Genomic DNA, 23,675 nt, shown 5'->3' with positions numbered 1-23,675 from the left:
GAATAAAAATTTTACTCTTTCAAATTATTTAAATTATGTATCAAGGTTTACCTTTAATGTGTCGAAAGTTTGTAATTTATGTGAGGAATCCTTAATCTTTGTTGTATGGCCAAAGAGTTAAGAGTAAAAAGAGTTGCTTCATTCATTCAATCCGAGATTTCAAAAATTATTCAAAATGATATGAGAGACGAAAATATAAAGGGTATGGTTAGTATTCTTGATGTTGAGGTTTCGAAAGATTTAAGACATGCTAATGTGAAAGTAAGTATTTTCGCGAATACTAAGGAAGATTTGAAGAGTACTATAATGTCTATAATAAAAGCAAAGAGTTTTATAAGGAGGAATCTATCTAAATCTCTTAAAACAATGTATGGTCCTGAGATACATTTTGATTTTATTGACTTGTCAGAGAGTATGAAAATTTATAATATTTTAAAAGAAATCGAGGAGGAAATAAGTAATGATAGTGGCTGAGAAGAAGATTTCTACAATAGATGAGGTTGCCGAAGCAATAAAAGCAGAAGATAAGTTTGTTGTAACATTTCACATAAACCCTGATTACGATGCGGTTGGATCATCATTAGCATTTTATAAAATACTTACAGAACTAGGTAAAAGTAATGTTTTGGTTGTTAGTGATGAAAAGAAAGATCTTTTCGAGAAAAATTTTTCTTTTATGCCCATGTGGAATGAAATAAAAGAAGCAAAGGATGTAGATAACCTAGATCTGAAAGATTATGTACTAGTAGTCCTTGATAGTGGAGAAGTCAAGAGAATCGGTAAGTATTTAAAAGACCGTGTAAATGAATTCAAGTATGTAATAAATATTGATCACCATCACGACAATGAATTGTTTGGTAGTTACAATCTAGTTGATTTTGAAGTTGTTGGTACAGGTGAAATAGTCTATAGGATAGCAAAGTACCTAGACGTACCAATATCAAAAGATATTGCTTCCCTTTTATATGCAAGTATAGTAGGAGACAGTGGATCGTTTAGGTTTGATTCTGTTAAACCTTCAACGCATATAATGGCTTCTGAATTACTTAAAACAGGCATAAAGCCATCTTTTTTTACTCGGAATATGTTTCAGAACAAAAGTATTAGTTTCATAAAATTTGAAGGAGAGGTTTTCCAAAATATCAAATCCTGTTGTAACAATAAAGTGGTATGGGTTGTAATAACAGATGAACTTCTAAAAAAGTACGGTATAACAGAATCTGAAACAGAACCCTTAGTTGAAGATATAGGTAGAATAAGAGATGCAATAGTCTATTTTACTATAAAGGAGAAGAAGGAGAAAGGAATTATATCTGTAGCATTAAGGAGCAAAGGTGAGTTTGATGTATCTTCAATAGCTAGAGAAATGGGAGGCGGAGGACATAAAAACGCCTCCGGTATTGCTTTCGATATAACAAGGGGTATAAATGAAGTTGAGAAAATGGTTATAGACAGGTTAATTAAGTACTTATGAGAATAGCACTCTGTCAGATAAATACTATCGTAGGTAATGTTGAGTATAATTATAACAAAATACTCGAATTCACTGAAAAAGCAAGATTGAACAATTGTGATTTAGTTATTTTTCCAGAACTTGCTATAACAGGATATCCACCAGAAGATCTTTTGACAAGTAGAGATTTTATAAGTTACCAAGCCAAGTATGTCAACAAGCTTAAGGATGAGATTAAAGATATTATAGCGATTTTTGGTTTTGTTAACATTGAGGAAGATGTACTATACAATTCTGCTGGAATTTTATATAACAAAAACCTCTACGTATACAATAAAACGAGACTTCCGAATTACGGAGTATTTGACGAGAAAAGATACTTTGGTGAAGGGAAAAGAGGAATTGTATTTGGTATTCAAAGTGGTAATATAAAAATCGGAGTAAATGTATGCGAAGACATATGGTACCCTGAAGGTGTTGTTATTGACGAAGTTATAAAAGGACATGCTAGTGTTTTAGTTAATATCTCCTCATCACCTTATCACCTAGGTAAAGTTGAAGAACGAATAGAAATGCTAAAAACAAGAGCTAGAGATTACAGAACCTTTATAGTTTATAACAACCTTGTGGGTGGCCAAGATGAGCTAATCTTTGATGGAAATAGTGTTGTAATATCACCTGAAGGTAAATTATTAGCCAGAGCAAAACCTTTTGAAGAAGAAATCTTGATAGTCGATATAAGATCTGAAGATGTGGTTTCAAAAAGATTACTTGATCCTAGATATAGATTCTTAGTAGAGCAATATAAGCCTGAATATGAAGTGGATTTCATACATTTAGACTATAACATAAAAGAAAATCCCTGTCATAATGTTACAACTCATAGTTATTCGATTGATTCTTCAGTTCCTGAAGAAGAGATACTTTCTGCTTTGATAGTCAGTATTAGAGATTACACAAGGAAAAATAATTTTTCAAAAGTTGTAATTGGAATAAGCGGAGGTATAGATTCGGCAATAGTAGCATACCTGTGTACTAAAGCATTAGGTAAGGATAATGTAATAGGAGTTAGTATGCCATCGAGATTCTCGTCCGAAGCAACAAAGAATGATGCAAAGAAAGTATGCGAAAACCTTGGAATTAAGTACATTGAAATACCTATTGAAAACATATTCAAAACATATCTTTCAGAATTGAAGCCTTTGTTTGAAGGTAAAGAATGGGATATAACCGAGGAAAACCTTCAGTCTAGGATAAGAGGAAATCTATTAATGGCTCTTTCAAATAAATTCGGTTGTATGGTTGTTTCAACAGGTAACAAAAGTGAATTGAGTATGGGATACTCAACTATATATGGTGACATGGTAGGTGGTTTTGCTCTGATAAAAGACCTTTACAAAACTACTATATACAAATTAGCAGAGTATATAAATAAGAAAGAAGGTTTTGATATAATACCTAGAAGCATAATTGAAAGACCCCCTACTGCAGAATTAAGAGAAAACCAAAAAGATGAAGATACCTTACCACCATATGATATACTTGATAAAATACTCAAAAGATACATAGAGGAAGAAAAATCACCTGAAGAGATATCAATAGAAACAGGAATTGATATAAATTTGGTTAAGAATGTGATACAAACCGTAAACAAAAACGAGTATAAGAGGAGACAAGCACCAATCGGTACCAAAATAACATTTAGATCTTTCGGTAAAGATAGAAGATACCCCATAACCAATCACTTTAAATACCTATAAAATTTGTATACTTTTTATACAAGTAATTTTTTTATAGCCAAAGTGTATATTTTTTACACAAACTTAAACAAGTATTAAATTGTAATACTTCCATTAGATTCAGTCGCCAAATCGGTATTTGGAAAGAGGAAGAACTTGCAAGTTCTAATCATGGCATACAATTTGTATATAAAAATATAAAGAGGTGTTAGTATGAAAACTAGGAACATTAGGAAGAATATCAGTTCTGAAGATCCCATTAAGATTCAAGAAGAGCTGAGTAAAATGTTAGACAATGCTAGATGCAATGCAACAAATGCTGAAAACATTGTATTGAAATACTTTAAAGCTGTAGAAAAATTTCCACTTCTTACCAGAGAAGAAGAGGTTGAATTAGCAAAGAGAGCTTCAAATGGAGATAAAGAAGCAAGATCTAGGCTTATTCTTTCTAATTTGAGGTTTGTTGTTAGTGTTGCTAAAAACTACATAAACACTGGTATTCCAATTGCAGATCTTATAAGTGAGGGAAATGTTGGATTAATGATTGCTGTTGATAAATTTGACTATAGAAGAGGTTTACATTTCATATCTTATGCTGTTTGGTGGATAAAACAATCCATTCTAAAGTACATCTCTGAGAGATCAAGACTCGTAAGATTTCCTATGAACAGAACTAATGAGCTTCTCAAAATTGAGAAGTTTATCAGAGAATATGAAGCAGAAAACGGTAAAACACCATCAGTTGAGACTATATCTAAGGAACTTAATATAAAAGAAAAAGATGTTCAAATCCTCCTCAACAGAAAGAGTAAAAATTACATATCTTTTGATAGCAATGCTTTTGAAGATAATGACTCAACTTATGATGAGTTTTTGAATGTAGAATCTCAAACAGTTGAACATCCTGAAAAAACTATAATGAGAAATGCCCTAACTGAGGAGATAAGAAAAATAGTTGATTCTCTTCCTGAGAAGGAAAGGGAAATAATAAAGTATAGATTCGGTTTCTACGGAAAGCAATACTCTTTGAAAGAAATAGGAGAAATAATGGGATTCACAAAAGAGAGAGTTAGACAGATAGAAAATCGTGCTTTAGAGAGGATGAAAGAAATAATAAAGACAAAATCTCCTGAGTTACTTGAAATAGATCTGAATTAATTCTCAATACACTGTTTCGTTTTTGTTGACTCTAGTAATTCAATATTTCACCTAGCATATTAACGTAATTCGTATAAAGTAGTTATTCATCGGTAAAGAATGTTGAAAAAGCCAAAGATAGCAATAATATAATCTACATATGAAAGAATTTGATAGACTCGTTGAAATAGTTGATATTTTAAGATCCCCTAATGGCTGTCCTTGGGACAGATCGCAGACACTTGAAAGTATTGTCGAGAATATAATAGAGGAAGCATACGAGGTCATTAATTCTATACAGCAAAGAGATTTTGACAAGATAAAAGATGAAACTGGAGATTTATTATTACAGACAGTTTTCATTTCTCAAATATCAAAAGAACTTGGGAAATTTAGTATAGTTGAGGTTTTAGAAAACTTAAATAATAAGCTTATAAACAGACATCCTCACGTCTTTTCTGATGATAAATTACCAGATGATAATGATGATGCTCTAAAAGTTTGGGAGTCAAAGAAAAATGAAGATGGAGATATCCTAAATCAAGTCCCTCAAAATTTACCTACTCTTATGTACGTATATAAAGTCATTCAAAAAGCAAAAAGAAAAAACAAACTCCAACTAGAAGAAGAGCAGATAAAACGAGATATTATGAAATTACTTATGCATATTAATCTTGAAGACAACCAAATGCTTGAAGATTTAGTTTTATTGATACTTGTGTTACTATCATTTCGTAATATCAGAATGGAAATCAGTATGAGAGAGAAATTCTTAAAAAGAGTACGCAAATGGATTTAAGGAGTATTGCTAGTAACAGAGATAGGATAATATTAAAGCACCTAAATTACTATGGAATAAGCTTAGAAGATTTGAGATTGCTACTAGGAAGCTTTGCTAACAATATAACTATAAACTGGTTTATATCCGATAATTATGGACTTGATAGATTCGTAGAAAATTGGTTTTTATTTTCACAAACTCTTATGAAATATATTTTAGACAAAAAGTTTTACGGAAAATTTAACATAGGTAGAGAAGTTGAGATTAAAGGAGCCAAAAATCTTTCCCAAATGGGTATGAGTATATTAATCATGAATTACAGAAGCAAGAGGGGAGAAATAGATATTATAGCACATGATGGAGAAAGTTTCAGATTTGTAGAAGTTAGAAGTTCCTTTTCTTCCTTTCTACCACAAGAGAAGTTAGATAGAACAAAAACTAATAAAATCCTTTTGGTATCCGAAGATTTTACTAACGAGGTATATTGTAATAATGTAGGTGTAGGGTATGACGCCTTACTTTTTGATGGTAAGGTGTTTACCTACTGTAAAGACTATCTAATATAAACATAAGGGAACAAGGATGTTCCTGAAATATGTATTTAAGGAGGGACAAGGATGTCCAAGGTAAGAGTGAGGCAGTCTAAAAATAGACTCCGTTCTAGGCTCACGGAGGAGGAAATCAAAGAGCTGAGAAGTAAAATAAGAGATCCATCTTACATTGATTATGTTGCATCTCAACTCGCTTCTATAATCTTCACTAAAATCACTGGTAGTGAGTTGAATGAGACAGATAAGTCTAAAAATCCTTGATTTGGTTTAAAGAGAGACTCTGTTTAGAGTCTCTCTATGTGATTTCTAATCCATTTTATGATTTCTTCTTTTATATTGGAATATTCTGTTAGGTATCTTATAAATGATTTGGCGTATTCTTGGGGAGTCCCTGTATCGAAAAATTCTTCTTTGTAAACCTCTATTCCTACAACCTTACAAAGAGAACATAACTTGTTAATTGAAGATATATGATAAAATTCCCCATTACCACTAAACTTTCTCCACTCATCCTTAAGGATATCTATAAACTCTTCAGTAAAGAGATATCTACCAATAGTTATATAACTTGATGGTTCAGAACCTTTTGAAGGTTTTTCAACAATACTTTGAATTTCAAAAATTTCATTTTTTTTATTTGATATCTTCACAACTCCAAACCTTGATACATCCTCCCCTGATTTATCAAGAAGTGATAGGACATTTTTTCCAGTTTTTTCGTATGTTTCTACGAGTCTTTTAGTTAAAGGTACTTTGGATATCACTATATCATCTGGATACAGTAAAACAAAAGGAGTATTTCCTATAAAACTTGATGCCTCAAGTATAGCATTACCTACTCCCATCATTCTTTTTTGGCGAATAAAACATATATTTGCATCAGGGGGTCTTAGTAGTTTTTCATTGTCAGTACCTCGAAAAAAGTTTTCTAACTCAAATTCTATATCAAAATAATCATCAAGCGATTTCTTTCTTCTACTGGTTACTACTATTATATCCTTTATTCCAGAATTTGTGAGTTCTTCAATAGCAAACTGTATAGAAGGAATATTGTATAAAGGTAACATTTCTTTTGGTATGGTTTTGGTTACAGGAAAGAATCTACTACCATATCCTGCTGCTATTATTACTCCTTTCATTAACTTACCCCCGAAAGATCACAAAAGTAAGTTTTTTAGTATTCTATTTGATTCCACCACCATATATAAAAATTCAGTGAAGACTTATGTAAGAATACTAAAACTTGTAATATTTTCTTTTTTGTTTGAATTAGGTATCTTATACTGATGACATGTTGATTTTTAACCAAACAGTAGTAGAATTGCTCTATTCTATGCTATGAAATAGTTTTGGACTAGCATTTTTAAAACACCAAACTAAAAACCGATAATGAATTTACAATAATAATTTGATAATCTGTTAATTTTAAGCCTTTATTAGTTTGGCTTTTGATATTTTTGAGATTGAATGAGTCTATTTTTTAAAATACACAAGTAACATTTGGAGGTAGAAAATGTCAGATTTTACTACTATACTTCTTAAAGATCCAATTACAAGGAAGGTTTTGAAAGAAGAGGTTAAAGGAAACGACTATAAGTCCATAAAGAGATCATTTGCAGAACATCTGAAGTATTCAATGGGTAAGGATGAGTATTCTGTTACTGAGCTAGATAAACTTTTCAGCTTATCTTTAGCAGTGAGGGATAGGTTAATTGAGAAATGGAATAGAACACAACAGACATATTATGAATCGGAGAATGTTAAGAGAGTCTATTACCTTTCCATGGAATTTTTGATAGGTAGAATGTTAGTAAATAACATGATAAACCTAAGGATAGATAAAGAGGTTAGGAAAGCAATGGATAATCTAGGTATAGATTTAGATAAGTTAGCTGAACTCGAAGAGGACCCAGGATTAGGTAATGGGGGACTTGGAAGACTAGCAGCTTGTTTTCTTGATTCTCTAGCAACCTTGGAGTATCCTGCTTATGGATATGGTATAAGGTATGAATTTGGTATATTCAAACAGGTTTTTCAAAACGGATATCAAGTTGAGAAACCTGAAGAGTGGTTAAAGTTTGGGAACCCATGGGAGATTGAAAGACCCGAATATACTGTTAAAGTTAAGTTTTATGGAAGAGTCAACTCATACATGAAAGGTAGCGAGCTTAAGTTTGACTGGGTTGATACAAAAGATGTTTTAGCAGTACCTTACGACACTCCAATAGTCGGATATGATACTAATACTGTTAATACACTGAGACTTTGGTCTGCTAGAGCTTCAGAAGAGTTTGATTTGCAAATATTCAATCATGGAGACTACATAAAAGCTGTTGAAAATAAAAATCTTTCTGAGGTTATTTCAAAAGTACTTTATCCTAACGATAATATATACGAAGGTAAAGAACTAAGACTTAAACAAGAATATTTTTTTGTTTCAGCATCACTACAAGATATAATAAGAAGATTTAAGAAACAGTTTGGCAACAACTTCAATATTTTCCCAGATAAAGTTGCCATACAGTTAAACGATACACACCCCGCTATGGCCATACCCGAACTTATGAGAATACTAGTTGATATTGAAGAAATCCCTTGGGAGAAAGCCTGGGATATAACAGTTAAAACTTTTGGATATACAAATCATACTGTTATGCCTGAAGCTCTTGAGAAGTGGGAAGTTAGTATATTTGAAAGACTCTTCCCAAGACATCTACAAATAATAAACGAAATAAACAGAAGATTCTTGAATGAAGTATCAATAAGGTTCAATGACATAAACAAGATAAGAAACGTCTCAATATTTGAAGAAGGTCCTTCTAAGATGATCAGAATGGCTAATCTTTGCGTTATAGGATCTCATTCAGTGAACGGTGTTTCAGAATTACATACTAACATACTTAAAAGTACCGTAATGAAAGATTTTTATGATATATTCCCAACCAAGTTCAATAACAAGACAAATGGTGTTACTCAAAGAAGATGGTTACTCCTAGCAAACCCAGGTCTTGCTAATCTAATTACCGAGACTATTGGTGATAAATGGACTAAAGATTTGTATGAGCTGAGAAAACTTGAAAATTATTCGAACGATAAATCTTTCCTTGACAAGTTTTACAAAGTTAAGCAAGATAACAAAGAAAAGCTTGCTAAGTATGTAAAGGATGTATGTGGAGTAAAGATAGATCCTCTAAGCATGTTTGATGTACAAGTGAAGAGATTACACGAATACAAAAGACAATTACTCAATGCTATGCATATTATACATCTATATAATACATTGAAAGACAACCCAAACCTTGATGTTTACCCTAGAACATTCATATTCGGTGCAAAAGCAGCTCCTGGTTACTACATGGCAAAACTTATAATAAAGCTTATAAATAGTATTTCTGAAACTATAAACAAAGACAAATCCATAAGAGACAAGATAAAAGTGGTTTTTATACCTAATTATAATGTCTCACTCGCTGAGAAGATAATACCTGCGGCAAACGTCAGCGAACAGATATCTACAGCGGGTAAAGAAGCATCAGGAACTGGCAATATGAAGTTTGCAATAAATGGGGCTATAACAATTGGGACTCTCGATGGCGCAAATGTCGAAATTATGGAAGAGGTGGGCGAAGAGAATATTTTTATTTTTGGACTCAAAGCAGAAGAAGTTGCTGAACTCAGAACAAGCGGAAGATACAATCCTATAGAAATATATAATTCTAACCCTAACATAAAGCGAATACTAGATATGATAAATACAAGCTACTTTTCTCCTAAAGAACCAGGAATATTTGAACCTATATATAATTCACTATTGTTTGGCAGAGGTGGTAGTGCTCCAGATGAGTACTTCTTACTAGCTGACTTTGAAAGCTATAGAGAGACACACGAAAAAATAGATCAACTTTACAAGAATAAATACGAGTGGAATAAAAAAGCATTACTTAATACAGCAAGGATGGGTAAGTTTTCTAGCGATAGAACTATAAAGGAATATTGCGAGCAAATCTGGAAAGTAAAACCAGTAGAAATCAAGATTTAGTATCAACAGCTAAGTTTCTTCTCAAAAAATAAGGTATAATTAAAGGAAGAGCTCTGGCTCTTCCTTTCTTAATCCACTATTTTACAAGAGTTTCTTGAGTTTGCTACCAACTTTTAAAACAGGATACTTTTTAGATGGTATGTTAATCTTCTGCTTTGTCTTAGGATTTATAGCAGTTCTAGCTGCCCTTTCCTTGACATACAAAGAGAAATAACCTACTAACGAAAGAGAACTTTTCGATTTGACAACTTTTTCAAGCTCGTTGAGAAAAGCATCAATAACTTGAGATACTGTTTTTTGGCTCAACTTAGTAGAATTCGAAATGTTTCTTATAAGTTCTTTTTTGTTCATACTCAACCCTCCTTTCAAACAACAAGACTTATTTTATTTGTTTGATAATTGTTTGTCAAGAAAATTTAAAGCTAGAAATCATAATTATAGAGAGAATACTGTATGTATTCTCCCTTTTTAGATTACATTCCTAACTCACCAAAGATAGAAGACTTAACTTGTATTGAAACACTCTCTTGATACTCTATTAAGGACAGGTAAAATCTTCTGTAAGATATAGATATATCTGTATTAGGATCGATACTATATGCTAATTCTAATACAACTGTAGAATCTCTGAGCACATCTTCAAAGAATACCTGTGCAGAAGGTATAAAGTTTCTTTGATACGTTATAGTAGCATAGGATGGTATACCCGATATCATTTTAACCAATTCCTTACTTATTTTGAATCTACCTACTAGCTTATTAATAGACACAATCGAGAAGTCATCTTCCGGCCATAGTTGTTCGTATAGTATAGTTGCTTCTGCAATATTCGTTACATAGACACCAGTAGATCCAAGAATACCATTGAATGTTGAAAGAGTACCTGAGAGCAATAGGGATAGTTTAAGCTCTTTCTGAGCATCATACAGAGTATCAAAATATGATGGTATAAACTGATTATTTATTCTTCTATACTCAATTCTGTAAGGTACCATACTTATTATACTACCTTTTAAGCCAGTAGCAAATCCTTCTCCTTTAAGGAGATTGAACCCTTGATTGTATCCATAGATACTAGCCAAATAGGCCATGTAAGAATTTTCGCCCAAACCATTTATATATATTCCTGTTTTACCAATATCCGCGTAAAGTATTAGGGAAAATACTCCTAGATCAACAACAGGAAAATCAATATCAGCACCTAACATAAATACAGAAGGGTTACCTTCAAAAGTTTGCCCTCCTATGGATAACGGTTCTAGATCGACCACCCCAGAAATTCCAAATCCAAGATTTCCAATAAATGGCGTTCCATAAAGGGGTCTAAGGAAGATTCTACCACCAAATAATCTACTTCTCGAAATATCAGCAATAGCAGTTTCAATGCCCCATATTCCAAAATCCACGTCAAATTGAAATCCTATCTTTCTTATAGCTGGGAACCCTAGCATATTAGAGTATCTATCCATTAAAAAACCATGTCCCAGTGTAATGTCAGGAATACTACCTAATCTTACAAATACATTTTCTCCTTTGGATCCATAACTCAAGAAAAGTATCTTCTTTGATATGTCGTCAAGAAAATCAGTTACTACAAAACTATTACTCTGAAAACCAAAATCATACTCTTTTGAATTATACCACTTTGTAGTATCGTATATGTTATTTTTGCCATCCCAGTAACTTACAAGATATAACCCTATTCCGAATTTACCAACCTTGAACACAGGTGATAACACAATCTTGTTCCAGACATTTCCATCAATATTTTGAGAACTTACTTCCCATCCAAAACTAAAAGTTGGTAATACATCAGTCTGAGATGGTTGAGTTGAAGGTGGTTGAGGTTGTTGAGACGGCTGAGTTGGAACTTGGTTATTTTGCTGTGGAGATGGTTGAGGTAGTTGCTGAGTTGGTTGCTGTACTTGTTGTATAGGTTGGGGCTCACTAAAGTACTTATCGAAGTCAGAAAGCTGTATTGGTCTAGGATCTGATATTTCAATATTACCCAAGTAATTGTTTATAGTACTTGAGAAGCCTTCTCTAACATCAACAGAAATTCCCGTAGTGGTAGAAAGATTTACAATACCTTCTTTCACAAAGACTTCCATAAGAGACATATTACCTTGACCTCTACTATATATAACTCCAAAATCTGTTCCTCTTACTGCTGCTACACCTGTATCGGTCATAATTTTAAACTCGTCAGTTTGTAGTATTCTTTTGAAGATAGCTCTTACTTTTCCAGTTCCAAGCTCGACTGCATTATCTGTTTGAAATCTCGAGAGTAATACAGTAGAAGATCCGAAAATCTTTATAGTTTTGTTAGGAGCAAGTTTTATTTCAGTATATCCATCAGGTCCTGTCCTAATAATGGAATAAAGCGGTATAGTTATACCAGAATCTAAGTTCTTGTATACAGTACCTTGCTTAGTTTGATCTCTAAAGACTGCGTATTGAACATCACCTATCACAACTTCAACATAAGGAAACTTATCAACTTGTCCGAATAATAACCCTACAGACAATAAAATCATTGAAAATACTATAAAAAACTTCCTCATAAAATCCTCCTAAAAAGAAATTTCAGTCGAAACAGAAGTACTTTCAAACGGTTTCAAAAACCTTTGGACTCCTTCCTCAAACCAATCAAACGATCTTCTATAAGAAACAACAATACTAACAAAGTCCGATACCTTATAGGACAGTTTCGCTAAAATTATAGCATCTGTTGATTCTGTAGTGTATATATCTCTGAATTCTTTTATATTTTTCCTATCATACACAAAATCAAATCCAGCAATCTTAGTCAATTCTCTGTCTATGTGTATCGTTAATCTCATTTGGGGATATGTTGTAGCATCAAATGAGTCTTCTATTGTTAAAAGAAAACTTGCTACTTTTTCAAAACTAACACCCGATGTAAACAACCACCCAAAGTAACTAGTTGTTATGTTATCAAGCAAATCATATTTTGTTAGGAATGTGTTGTTTACCAATGTGTATCTTTCACTTTCGTAAAGACTACCAAAAAAAGAAGGTAAAAATTTAGGCTGTAAGAATCTGACCTCAAGTTTATATGGTATGAAAGATAATATACTTCCTTTCAAACCTGTCGCTTCACCTGTACCCTTGGTTAGTATGTATGCAAAATCAAAATACCACTCCAGATCAAAAATAGGCTTTAAATTGATTAGTGGTAATGAAATGTCAGCACCCACTATAAAAATCTTGTTAGTGCTATATTCGCTATCCGAAAATTGGTATGGTCTCTCACTTGGTGGTATGGGGTTTAAGGGATCAAGGTCCATAACTAAAGAACTACCTAACTCGAAATTATCTATTATGGGAATTTGTGAACCAAAAAGTGGTCTGTAAAATAACCTCAAACCTATAATATCAAAATCAAATATGTTATCAACAAATGTTTCTACACCTACATAATCCAAGTCAACATCAAGTGCAATTCCAAACTTCTTTATGTTGGGATAATTAAGATTATTGTTATAGTTATTCATTATAAAACCACTTCCAACTGTTCCATCGTCTATTTGTCCTACCTTAAAGTACACAGGTTTATCTCCTTTGGTAGCCCATCTTAAGTACTTTATCTTTGATAATATCGCTTGCCAGGAATTCCACTCGGTAGTTCTCAGATTCCACTTTCCATCAAATTCTAGATTTATGTCAAGTCCAACTCCTATCTTCCCAAAAGAAAACTCTGGTTGTCCACTTATTTGAAAATAAGTTACTCCATTAATTATAACCGTACCAAATGATAACCCAAATCCCAATCTTGGGTTATCTGCAATACTTGTTTGCTGTTCTTGAGCAAACGAAGAATTCAGTAGAATTAGAGTAAGTAATACCAAGTATACTACTCTTAACATAATATCCTCCTCTCAAAATATAATATATTACAACATAAATAAATTCAAGTTTTAAATTTATCAAGTCTTGTTATATATCAGCTAAGAAGGTATGAAACTTTTAACGATCATAATGCGAAAAATTTACAGACTTTGGTGTTTTTAAATTGAATTGGTAAAATGAGTTATTATAATCTTTAGTATCCGATATATAAAATAATGAGAAGCATGACAGGATTCTCTTACATATCCAAGGAAACACGTTACGGTAAAGTAACCATATATGTTAGGTGTCTAAATTCAAGATTTCTTGAAATAAAAACCCAGATACCATCTTACTTGAATACTCTCGAAGAAAGAACAAGAAAGATAATAAAACAAGAATTCAGAAGAGGCAAGATTGAGATTATAGTAGATTTCTTTCCTACAAATGGAAGTTTTGACATATTCGTTGATAAAGAGTTAGCTAAAAATTATTTTGTATCTTTAAGAGACCTTAGCAATTATTTAGGGCTACTACCAGATATAGAAATAGTTGATATAGCACAAATGCCTAACGTCATAAATTTAGTCAAATCTAATATTCCTAAGGATTTTATAGTCCACTTTGAAAAACTTTTCAGAAAAGTTATACACGATATAAACAAACAAAGGTCACACGAAGGAGAAAACATAAAAAGAGATTGTTTATTTTTAGTCTCTTCTATCAAGGATAATATAAGATTGATAACAAATAGGTGGAACGAGGTTAATGTAGCTATTGAGAGTAAAATAAAAGAAAAAGTTGAAAAATTCCTTAAAGACTATGAAAACAGAAAAGAGATTGATACATCTATATTGAGCTTTATAATGAAAATAGATATAAACGAGGAAATATTTAGATTTAATCAACACCTTTCAGATCTAGAGAAAATGCTGATTGACGGCGGTGAGGTAGGAAAGAAAATAGAATTCTTACTACAAGAGTTAAATAGAGAAGTAAATACAATAGCTTCAAAATCTTTTGATTACAAAATATCTTCCTTAGTTGTTGAAATTAAAAGTAGTTTGGAAAAGATAAAAGAACATATACAAAATGTAGAGTAATGAATATGGGTAAAGAACCAAAGAAAGGCAAGATATTCATAATATCTGCGCCTTCTGGTGCAGGTAAAACAACGATATTAAAAAATGTTGTATCCAGAATACCTAACTTATATTTTTCTACATCAGTAACCACTAGAAAACCAAGAGAAGGTGAAGTTGACGGTGTTGATTACTATTTTGTAAACATTGATCGTGTGCTTGAGATGTTTAAGAATAAAGAGTTAATAGAATGGGCTATGGTTCATGGTAACTTTTATGGTACTCCTGTTTGGGAAGTTGAAAACAAGATAAATTCTGGTAAGAATGTAATAGTAGATGTAGATGTAAAAGGCTTTCTAAAGATAAAGAAAAGATACCCAGAAGCAATATCAATATTTATTATACCACCATCAATTGAAGAATTAAAAAATAGACTCCTGAAAAGAGAAGGTAAGAAAGAGTTTGACGAAGAATTGAGAAGAAGATTTGAAAAGGCTACCTATGAGATGTCGTTTAGAGAATTATATGATTATATTATTGTAAACGACGATCTTGATAGAGCTATTAAGGAACTCGAGGAAATAATTCTCAAAAACATTGAAAAATAAAACTTGTCTTTTTTATTCTAAATCTATGGATTTTTTTCTTAGTAATTCCTTTGAACTTTCACTACTTATTTTCTCGATATCTTTATCTATCGTTACTCTACTATTTACATCATTTGTTTGGATTAAATTGTATTCTCTTGAAACACCTAATAATGGGCTATTGATACTAATTTTATCAATCGTATTAGTTCTGTTTTCATCGTTATTACTCTTTCTAAAAATCACCAAAATATTACATCTAGAGATTAGCCTATTAGAGGCACTCTTTGTAGAAGCATTTTCGATGATTGTTTTGTACGAGATGATCAAGAATCCTACATTAATTAAAGGTCTATCAAAGTGGCTAATCGTATTGCCTATAGCTATTGGATTTGTAATACCCATATTTCAAACAAACTTAGTATTCTTATTTTTAATTGTATCTACACTAGTTTTTGCCTATTATTTTGTGATCATTTATTTGTCAAACTACAATTTTGAAAATTTTATAAATCTTGTTGTTATACTTACTTTATCTATTGTATTCTTGTCTCAGCATTACTTTAATTCCATTCACTTCATTATACCAATAATTAGCATAGTATTGTCAACACACAACTTGATCCTCATGTTTATGATATTTGTTGACAATTACAAGTTATTTAGAAAAACTGAAAAAAGTATTTCAGAAACAGCTAATAAAGTAAAGTTAACATCTTTCAGTATTACAAACTTTATTGATAAAGTAAAAAGCTATAAAGCTTTCCAAGATAAGATAATATTCTCACTATCAAATGATAGTAAGAGGATTTACAACTATTTTAGATATTTTATTAACATTCTATCAGATGCCGAAACTAAAGTCCACCAAATAAAGTTAAAATTTTCCAGACACGTCAAATCACTTTTAACAATCTCTGAAGAGTTTAATCAGTTTGTATCTTTGATATATGAGATAAAGAGTAATCAAAATACGTTTAATGCCAAAGTAAGTGATATAATCTTAAAAGTAGAGGAAGTCATAAAACTATTCAGGTACATTTCTGAACGTTTCAATTCATTCTTAGTAGAAGTAAAGTCTTTGAGTGAGATAATATCTGAAACTTTGAAAATAATCGATGAAATTGAACTAATAATTCAAAAATCACTTAACACAGTACTATTTTTTGAACAAATAAGTGTCGAAGGAGAAATGATATCAAAAGACTATGGAATTGATCCTTTATGGATCTCATTCAATAATATAAGGAAAAACTCAAATGAGATAATAGGGAAAATTGATTATGCCAAGAAATACCTAAGCTTTTCTGTCAATAAATGTATTTCTAATCTAGAAGCCTTAGGAGATGTAGAGAAAAATATGTATGAAATATTATCTTTTTTAGATAACATAGCTAATACCTTAAATAATCTTGTATTAGAGGTTGGAAAGATAAATTTAGATTATGATTACGGAGTTGAGGACTTTAATTCTAGCATCCAGAATATTAAACAGCAACTGGATAATATAGTACATATTTTCAGTAACGACAAAGACCAAATTGAATTACACTTTAAAAAAATAGATGAAAGTATAGAGTCTTTCATATCGATAGTTAGTAAAAACTCGGAGATACTCAAGTCAATTAACGTAATATCTGATTTAACTGGTATTATAGGTCAAAACATGAATGATATTAATATTGCGCTCAAGGAAATAGAAAAAGATCTGAATTCTATTTTGGAGTAATTACTATTGATACATTAGCTACAGTATTATATTCAGCTGCATTAAATCTTATTCTTCTCATAGTTTTCTGGATTATATCATCTATTAATGGTTCTCCTGAAGTTTTTAAAATTTCTACTCTCGAAACAAAGCCTGATGGCTCTATGTAAAAAGTAAGTATTATTTCTGTTTGCTTCTTTATTATATTTGGTGGAATTTCAGGAGAATACCATTCTATAACTTTTCGTGGACCTCCCTTTATCCAAGTTATATTACCGCTTATGCTGTCTGCTGAAGATGCTTTTGACGACGGAATAGGTGTTGGTTTTCTAACAAGTATTTCACTTTCACCTACTTCTTCTATAACATCTGACTTTGTTCCTCCCTTTATAGACATAGTTTTCTCACTTCTTTGCTGCCTTGCATCAATACCCAATTTTCTCTCAGATGGGACTATTTCTGTAGTTGGGGACGCTACTTCTTTTGATTCGTAACTTGGTATATCTGTACGTTGTAGCTTGGGGGACACTATTTGAAAAACTATATCATCTACCTCGTTTTTTGTTAACTGTTTTTTTGACGTTTGAGCAGTTTGCGGAGTAGATATCGATATCGGAGTCTGTCTTGTTTGTGATGTCATCAAATTAATTTTTACTTCTTTTACCTTTACATCCAGACTTACCTCTCTTAAACTAATAAATATTAGTATTAAGGCTAATACGTGTATTAAAATTGACACTGCTAGAAACACATCCCATTTGGGACTATAGTTTTTTGAAAAAAACGATACTTCCATAAGATACAATATACATATTAAGACATTAGTTTGTCAAACTAGAAACACGAAAAACCAGTAAATCATAAATGTACGGTTTTACTCAATCTAAAACGTTCTGATTACTTTGACGAATTTTTCGACACTCGATATAACACAATCTAGTTAAACCCTACTATAGAGTTTAGATAGATCGTAAAGCTTACTGGAGACTGTTTTCGTTATCTGATTTTTCTTTAACCGCCAACTCCAATTTCCGTACGCTACACCTGGCCTATTCATTCTCGCTTCGCTACCTAATCCAAGTACATCTTGCATGGGAATTATTGAGAATACGGCTGATGATGATATAGCTAGTCTTATAAGCCCCCAATTGATCTCTTTTTCACTTTTTATACAAGCATATTCCATTACATATCTTTTATCTTCATCAGATAGGCTATTAAACCAACCCACTGTTGTATCGTTATCGTGAGTACCTGTATAAACAACAGAGTTTACATTGTAATTGTGTGGCAGATAATCATTATCATTCCAGTTGTTAAACGCAAACTGGAGTACTTTCATACCAGGGAATTTGAATTTATCTCTCAATGCAACTACATCTGGCGTTATAACTCCTAAGTCTTCTGCTATTATAGGTAGGTTTTTACCCAGTTCCTCACTTACAGCTGTGAATAACTCATCACCATAAGCTTTTTCCCATTTGCCGTTTATCGCCGTTTCAGAGCCGTAAGGTACAGCCCAATATCCAGCAAATCCTCTAAAGTGATCTATTCTCACAAAATCATACATTTTTAGAGACATTTTTATTCTATTGATCCACCAAACATATTTTGTTGATTTTAACTTATCCCAGTCGTACAGAGGATTACCCCATAATTGACCTGTAGCACTAAAGTAATCAGGTGGTACTCCAGCAACCTTTTTAGGCACTAAATTTTCATCAAAAATGAATATGTCAGTATTTGCCCATGTATCAGCACTATCCATAGCAACAAAAATAGGTATATCTCCGACTATATACACACCATTTCTATTGGCAAAAGCCTTAAGTTCAAGCCAATCATCCAAGAAGATAAATTGAAGGAATTTATGAAACTCTATTTCATCTTTTAGAACGTTTCGGTAATGTTCAATAGCTTGGTGTTTTCTGAACTTGATATCAGTATCCCATTCAAGCCATGGTTTCCCCCCATAACTTGATTTTATTGCCATAAATAATGCAAAACTGTCAAGCCACCAAGCGTTTTCTCTACAAAAACCTTTGAAACTATCTCTTAAGTAAGAGTTATCTTTCTTAAACTTTTCAAAAGCTTTTCTGAAAATAGGGTATTTAAAATTTATAACTCTTCCGTAGTCAACAAAACCATCGTCAAACTCTTCACTTGGGATATCACCTTTTGAAATAAGCCCCCTTTCTACTAACCTATCGATATCTATAAGCAGTGGGTTTCCAGCAAATGCTGAGAAACATTGGTATGGAGAATCACCATATCCTGTAGGACCCAAAGGTAAAATTTGCCACAATCTCTGACCTGATGAAACAAGAAATTTAACAAAATCATAGGCATCTTTACCCAAAGAACCTATTCCATATTTCCCTGGTAAGGAAGTTATATGCATTAATATACCAGATTTTCTGGTAAACATCTCTTTACCTCCAAGTTTATTTTTTCTCTACAATTTCTACTTCTATATCTTTTTTTATTGGGTTTTCAAATAAAACTAAAAGATATGGGTAGTTTTTAGAGTAAGAAGACAGTATTGAGTATTCTATATTAACAAAAACTTTCTCATTTTTTTCAATAGCTTTCGACGATACAAGTTTGACTTCGTACACTCCTGGATTAAATGTTATTAGAATCGCTGATTTATCTTTTAGAAAGTTGTAATCTACAACTTCCTCTCCAACTCTTATCATGAGATTGTCTTCTCTTACAGCAGAAGGTACATATTGCTTTAGTTCATTGTATATGTTTCTTAATTCTCTTATATCTTTTACCATGAATACTTTATTAGTTGGATATTTTAGTGGTACATTTCTAAAAGTTGAGTAGTACAACTTTTTTTCCTCATCGAAAGCACTCAATTTAGCTACAAGCACTCCTGAGTAGGTATTAAGTGGTATATTTACACTACCACTCGGCACACTATATCTCTCTCTTGGACACCCAAACAAAACCAAACTCGCTAGAATAACAAAAAAAAATTTATACCACATGTTTATATTAAACCCCCTCTATGGATTTTTTTAGTTTTATCTTTGATTTTTCAACTTTTATCCTGAAGTTATCAAAGATTTTTCTAGTATCTTTAATTATACCTACCTTGTATCTATCAAACTGCTCTTTATAGCTTCTAAGAAGATTGTCTACTTCTTCTTCAACAAACATGCTAACAAAACCTTTTTCACTTGTTAACTCTGATATTACTTTTTCTACAAAGTTTTGGTTTGTAAAAAGAGTTTTAAAGATATTTTTTCGGTCACCTCCTTCAACTTTTACATTATACTTGTATTCACCACCTAATGTATCAGCAAAAGGTATAACACTAAAAGTAGCTTCAATATTATCAATTCCTAAATTTCTTTCTATGTTTCCGAGTTTTACAGTTCCTCCCCAGACACTATTTGAAAAAAAACCATCAAATTTAAAATCGTTATCATTCCACTTGCCTATAACATTGATTATAAATGTATTATTTGAATGTACAATTCTGTATTCTACATCTTTAACGTACATAACTTCTGGTATACCTAGGAGGTTGTACTTCATCAGTTTCCTAATTACGTATATAGGGAAATCAGATATGTATCTACTTATATACTTTTCAGGATTCTTTTTGATGATATTCACCTTTTCATCCCAAGCAATTTTATAACCCTCTCTCAAAATGGAAAGCTTTGAAAATATATCATCAATTCTTTTCTGATGAGATGTTAGTTCTGATTTTAGATATTTTATCTCGCCATCTAATTCCTTTATGAAAATATCAATACTTTTAATGTTTCTTTTACTCCTACTTACGTTAACATAGTAACTATAAGTTTCCTCTCTAAAATTGTTGATGAGGTTCTCCATTTCTTTTTTGATTGTATCTATCTCTTTAGAAATACTTATCTCCATTTCGCTTATTTCAGCTGAAGCATCCACCCATCCATTTATGAATTTCTCAGAGTGGTTATAAAATATGTTTTTGTCTACAGCTTCTCCCCCCATAATCAAACTATCAAAACTGTGTTCTGAGATCTTATCAATATATAGATTTAGTACATTTGTTGAGATTTCAAACATATCTTCATCGGTAAGTCCTAAGCGGCCAATTATTTTTGATAGTTCTGAAAAGTTAAAAGTATTTGAGATAGCCTTCAAAAGTATTACGTTAGTTTCTTGCTTTATGAATCTCATAAAACTCTCATAATCTGTTGTAATGCCACCTAAGTAGAACTCAGGTTTATAAGAAATCTCTTCAAATAATAGATTACCAAAGATATCTCTACTAGGCTTAGACATCAGAAACGATATGTTGAATATTCTTAATATTTTATCGTTTATATAGCTTTGCTCAACTGAACTCAAAGGTACCCTGACATTTATTATTAGTATAATTACCAGTATTATAAATATCAATATCAGAGTGATAATTGTAATAACTGATTTTAGTTTCATGTCAAATTATTATAGTTGATGAATATTTGTAAGTTCTAGATAGAGTACTTCAATAAACTCTAAAATTGGATATTAAGTAGGCATGCTTAACACTTTAAGCTGAAATTTATTAATTTAGATTTCAAGTTTTTGAAATCTCTCTATAACCTTGAGTATAATTAGTATGTTAAACATGTATGTCAGTAAATTTCATAAAAATCAAGGATAAAATTTCTTCTTGCAAAGGAGATGTGTTTGTAGTTCAGGAAAATCTAACCAGCGTTAGATTTGAAAACGATAAACTCAACTCAATAGATAATGTCGAAAAAGAAGGCATCGGTGTTAGAGTAATAAAAGATGGTAAGGTAGGATTTGTTTCTACAAATGATATTAGAGATATTGATAACATATTTAGTAGTGCAGAAGAAATGAGTAAATTTGGTGAAGAACTTGATATATCCTTCCCCAGACAACCATCCGTAGTAATACCTATAAAGTCCTATGATCAATCACTAGAAAATGTAAATGAAAGAGACATGGCAGAACTAGGTGAAGAAATAATAACTTCTATAAAGGAAATAGATCCTACAATATCTGTTAACCTTAACATTGAAAAAAGTTTCATTAAGAAAACTATAATAAATTCATCAGGTCTAGATCTATCGCTTAATAAAAGCATATGGAGTATATCGATAGAAGGAGTATATGTAGGCAAAGACGAAAGCTTATTATGGCTATACGATGATAAACATACATCTAGATACGACATAGATTTTTCTTCCATGATCTCCTACCTAAGGAATATTTACTTCTTCGCACAAACAAATAGCAAAGTCCAAAGTGGTAGATATCCTGTTATATTCTCACCTTCGGCACTAAGCCCATTGATATACATACTAGGAGTTTCTCTAAATGGTGAAAACGTATACAAAGGTATCTCTCCACTCAGAGATAAAATAGGTGAAAAAGTTGCTTCTGAAAAGTTTTCTCTTATAGACGATCCACATCTTGAGTGGGGTATTGGATCCCAGGAATTTGATGACGAAGGGGTATTAACAAACTACAAAGAAATAATCTCAAATGGTATCTTGAAAGGCTTCATAGATGACTTGAGAACTGCTTATCTTAAGAACACAGTTTCAACGGGAAATGGATTTAGATCCTATTCATCCTTACCTAAACCCCATTTTTCAAATATAGTTGTACCTAGAGGAGACCAAACCCTGAAAGAAATCATAAATCTAGTTGATAGAGGACTTATAGTTTATCAGATACTTGGTGGTGGACAAAGTAACATAAATGCTGGTGAGTTTTCTGTCAATATCGAAACAGGATTTTATATCGAAAATGGTAAAGTTGTCGGCAGGATTAAAGATACTATGCTTTTTGGAAATGTCTTCGATATATTTAAAAGAATAATAGCTATATCAAAAGAAGTCAAAGCTGTAGGTAACTATTTTCTACCATATATTATGTTCGATGGTATAAATGTATCAGCAGAAAATGATTAAAATCCATGTACTCTTATCCGTAGTAGGTAGAATATTCTATGATTTTTTCTCATACATAGGTGAAATATCTATATTTGTATACTATGTTATTAAAAATACATTCTCAAAACCTTTTTACAAAAAAGAACTACTTGAAGCACTAGTCGAAATTGGATACAAATCATTACCAATTGTAGTAACCATATCTTTTTTTTCAGGTATGATAATGACACTCAACGTTGGTAAGAGCATGGACAGTATAGTTAAAGGTACCTCTCAATATATCGGATCAGGAATAATGCTAGTCATGATAAAAGAATTTGGTCCTGTGCTTACAGCAATAGCATTAATAAGCAGAGTAGGATCAGGTATAACATCCCAAATCTCAACAATGAAGGCAACGGAACAAATAGATGCATTAAGAATAATGTCAATATCACCAATGAAATTCTTAGTTGTACCTAAAGTTTGGGGAATGGTTATAATGATGCCATTTATATCCTCAATAGCAGTAGTTTCTGGAGTCCTGGGTGGAATGATTATGGCTATTACTTATTTAGATCAAAGCATATTCACCTACATCGATAAAACAATTTTTGTACTAAGATCTAGAGACATACTTGATATGATAATAAAAGCTTCAATATTAGGTTTCTTTATAGGTGTTGTAAGTTGCTTTTATGGAATTAAATCAGAAGGAGGTGCAAGAGGTGTAGGTATATCAACTACAAAATCGGTTGTAGTATCTGTAATATTCATAATAATTATTGACTATATAGTTACCTATATTCTCATGATGATAAGGTAATTACTTGTAAACTCACATATAAT

Annotated in this window: 21 protein-coding genes; 13 read left to right on the top strand and 8 right to left on the bottom strand. The window is 31.7% G+C overall.

Features of this window, described 5'->3' with window-relative positions:
* The first annotated feature begins 105 nt into the window (after positions 1-105).
* The 7 genes from rbfA (at position 106) to N2712_03895 (ending at position 5,922) form a co-directional block, all read left to right on the top strand.
* The gene (rbfA, locus tag N2712_03925) at positions 106-474 is read left to right on the top strand and encodes a 30S ribosome-binding factor RbfA (protein ID MCX8029125.1); all 369 of its coding nucleotides are present in this window, start codon (positions 106-108) and stop codon (positions 472-474) included.
* The gene (locus tag N2712_03920) at positions 461-1,474 is read left to right on the top strand and encodes a bifunctional oligoribonuclease/PAP phosphatase NrnA (GenBank protein ID MCX8029124.1); all 1,014 of its coding nucleotides are present in this window, start codon (positions 461-463) and stop codon (positions 1,472-1,474) included. The genes rbfA and N2712_03920 overlap by 14 nt, the downstream gene beginning before the upstream one ends.
* Complete coding sequence (locus N2712_03915; protein MCX8029123.1) at positions 1,471-3,213, top strand: NAD+ synthase; 1,743 nt, start codon at positions 1,471-1,473, stop codon at positions 3,211-3,213. Before N2712_03920 ends, N2712_03915 begins: the two co-directional genes overlap by 4 nt.
* Positions 3,214-3,405: 192 nt before the next feature.
* The gene (locus tag N2712_03910) at positions 3,406-4,350 is read left to right on the top strand and encodes an RNA polymerase sigma factor RpoD/SigA (protein ID MCX8029122.1); all 945 of its coding nucleotides are present in this window, start codon (positions 3,406-3,408) and stop codon (positions 4,348-4,350) included.
* Positions 4,351-4,489: 139 nt separating this feature from the next.
* Positions 4,490-5,128: a hypothetical protein gene (locus N2712_03905; protein MCX8029121.1), complete on the top strand. Its 639-nt coding sequence runs from the start codon at positions 4,490-4,492 to the stop codon at positions 5,126-5,128.
* Complete coding sequence (locus tag N2712_03900) at positions 5,119-5,676, top strand: YraN family protein (protein ID MCX8029120.1); 558 nt, start codon at positions 5,119-5,121, stop codon at positions 5,674-5,676. The genes N2712_03905 and N2712_03900 overlap by 10 nt, the downstream gene beginning before the upstream one ends.
* Before the next feature lie 51 nt (positions 5,677-5,727).
* On the top strand, positions 5,728-5,922 hold the full coding sequence (locus N2712_03895) for a hypothetical protein (protein MCX8029119.1): 195 nt from the start codon (positions 5,728-5,730) through the stop codon (positions 5,920-5,922).
* Positions 5,923-5,945: 23 nt separating this feature from the next.
* Here N2712_03895 and N2712_03890 read toward each other — a convergent pair whose 3' ends face one another.
* Complete coding sequence (locus tag N2712_03890; GenBank protein ID MCX8029118.1) at positions 5,946-6,800, bottom strand: sugar phosphate nucleotidyltransferase; 855 nt, start codon at positions 6,798-6,800, stop codon at positions 5,946-5,948.
* Positions 6,801-7,174: 374 nt separating this feature from the next.
* On the opposite strand from N2712_03890, the gene N2712_03885 reads away from it, so the two are divergent.
* Complete coding sequence (locus tag N2712_03885) at positions 7,175-9,700, top strand: glycogen/starch/alpha-glucan phosphorylase (protein MCX8029117.1); 2,526 nt, start codon at positions 7,175-7,177, stop codon at positions 9,698-9,700.
* 81 nt (positions 9,701-9,781) lie between these two features.
* Here the strand turns inward: N2712_03885 and N2712_03880 are convergent, their stop codons facing one another.
* The 3 genes from N2712_03880 to N2712_03870 form a co-directional block, all read right to left on the bottom strand.
* Positions 9,782-10,051 carry an HU family DNA-binding protein gene (locus N2712_03880; GenBank protein MCX8029116.1) on the bottom strand — a complete coding sequence of 90 codons (270 nt, stop codon included), beginning with the start codon at positions 10,049-10,051 and terminating at the stop codon, positions 9,782-9,784.
* A 122-nt stretch (positions 10,052-10,173) separates the two neighbouring features.
* Positions 10,174-12,264 carry a FecR family protein gene (locus N2712_03875; GenBank protein MCX8029115.1) on the bottom strand — a complete coding sequence of 697 codons (2,091 nt, stop codon included), beginning with the start codon at positions 12,262-12,264 and terminating at the stop codon, positions 10,174-10,176.
* Positions 12,265-12,273: 9 nt separating this feature from the next.
* Positions 12,274-13,590: a hypothetical protein gene (locus N2712_03870; GenBank protein ID MCX8029114.1), complete on the bottom strand. Its 1,317-nt coding sequence runs from the start codon at positions 13,588-13,590 to the stop codon at positions 12,274-12,276.
* A gap of 198 nt (positions 13,591-13,788) precedes the next feature.
* Here N2712_03870 and N2712_03865 point away from each other — a divergent pair, with 198 nt between their 5' ends.
* From N2712_03865 to N2712_03855, 3 genes are read left to right on the top strand one after another with little or no spacing between them, the layout of a single operon-like run.
* Positions 13,789-14,655 carry a YicC family protein gene (locus N2712_03865; protein MCX8029113.1) on the top strand — a complete coding sequence of 289 codons (867 nt, stop codon included), beginning with the start codon at positions 13,789-13,791 and terminating at the stop codon, positions 14,653-14,655.
* 5 nt (positions 14,656-14,660) lie between these two features.
* Complete coding sequence (gene gmk / locus N2712_03860; GenBank protein ID MCX8029112.1) at positions 14,661-15,242, top strand: guanylate kinase; 582 nt, start codon at positions 14,661-14,663, stop codon at positions 15,240-15,242.
* Between the two features lie 25 nt (positions 15,243-15,267).
* Positions 15,268-16,950, top strand: a complete 1,683-nt coding sequence (locus N2712_03855) for a hypothetical protein (protein ID MCX8029111.1) — start codon at positions 15,268-15,270, stop codon at positions 16,948-16,950.
* Here the strand turns inward: N2712_03855 and N2712_03850 are convergent.
* From N2712_03850 to N2712_03835, 4 genes are all read right to left on the bottom strand, one after another.
* Positions 16,937-17,725, bottom strand: coding sequence for a TonB family protein (locus N2712_03850; GenBank protein ID MCX8029110.1), 789 nt, complete (start codon positions 17,723-17,725; stop codon positions 16,937-16,939). The genes N2712_03855 and N2712_03850 overlap by 14 nt on opposite strands.
* 144 nt (positions 17,726-17,869) lie before the next feature.
* Complete coding sequence (malQ, locus tag N2712_03845) at positions 17,870-19,357, bottom strand: 4-alpha-glucanotransferase (GenBank protein ID MCX8029109.1); 1,488 nt, start codon at positions 19,355-19,357, stop codon at positions 17,870-17,872.
* Between the two features lie 16 nt (positions 19,358-19,373).
* Complete coding sequence (locus N2712_03840) at positions 19,374-19,928, bottom strand: hypothetical protein (protein ID MCX8029108.1); 555 nt, start codon at positions 19,926-19,928, stop codon at positions 19,374-19,376.
* 7 nt (positions 19,929-19,935) lie between these two features.
* Entirely contained in the window at positions 19,936-21,375 is a 1,440-nt protein-coding gene (locus tag N2712_03835) for a hypothetical protein (protein ID MCX8029107.1), read from the bottom strand.
* Positions 21,376-21,551: 176 nt separating this feature from the next.
* Here N2712_03835 and N2712_03830 point away from each other — a divergent pair, with 176 nt between their 5' ends.
* Positions 21,552-22,865 carry a TldD/PmbA family protein gene (locus N2712_03830; GenBank protein MCX8029106.1) on the top strand — a complete coding sequence of 438 codons (1,314 nt, stop codon included), beginning with the start codon at positions 21,552-21,554 and terminating at the stop codon, positions 22,863-22,865.
* The gene (locus N2712_03825; protein MCX8029105.1) at positions 22,858-23,652 is read left to right on the top strand and encodes an ABC transporter permease; all 795 of its coding nucleotides are present in this window, start codon (positions 22,858-22,860) and stop codon (positions 23,650-23,652) included. The genes N2712_03830 and N2712_03825 overlap by 8 nt, the downstream gene beginning before the upstream one ends.
* Positions 23,653-23,675 lie beyond the last annotated feature (23 nt).

The sequence above is a fragment of the Brevinematales bacterium genome, from assembly GCA_026415355.1.
Lineage (GTDB): Bacteria > Spirochaetota > Brevinematia > DTOW01 > DTOW01 > SKYB106.
The sequence above is the reverse complement of the archived record's forward strand: the minus strand, read 5'-3'. Positions and strand labels throughout refer to the sequence as shown.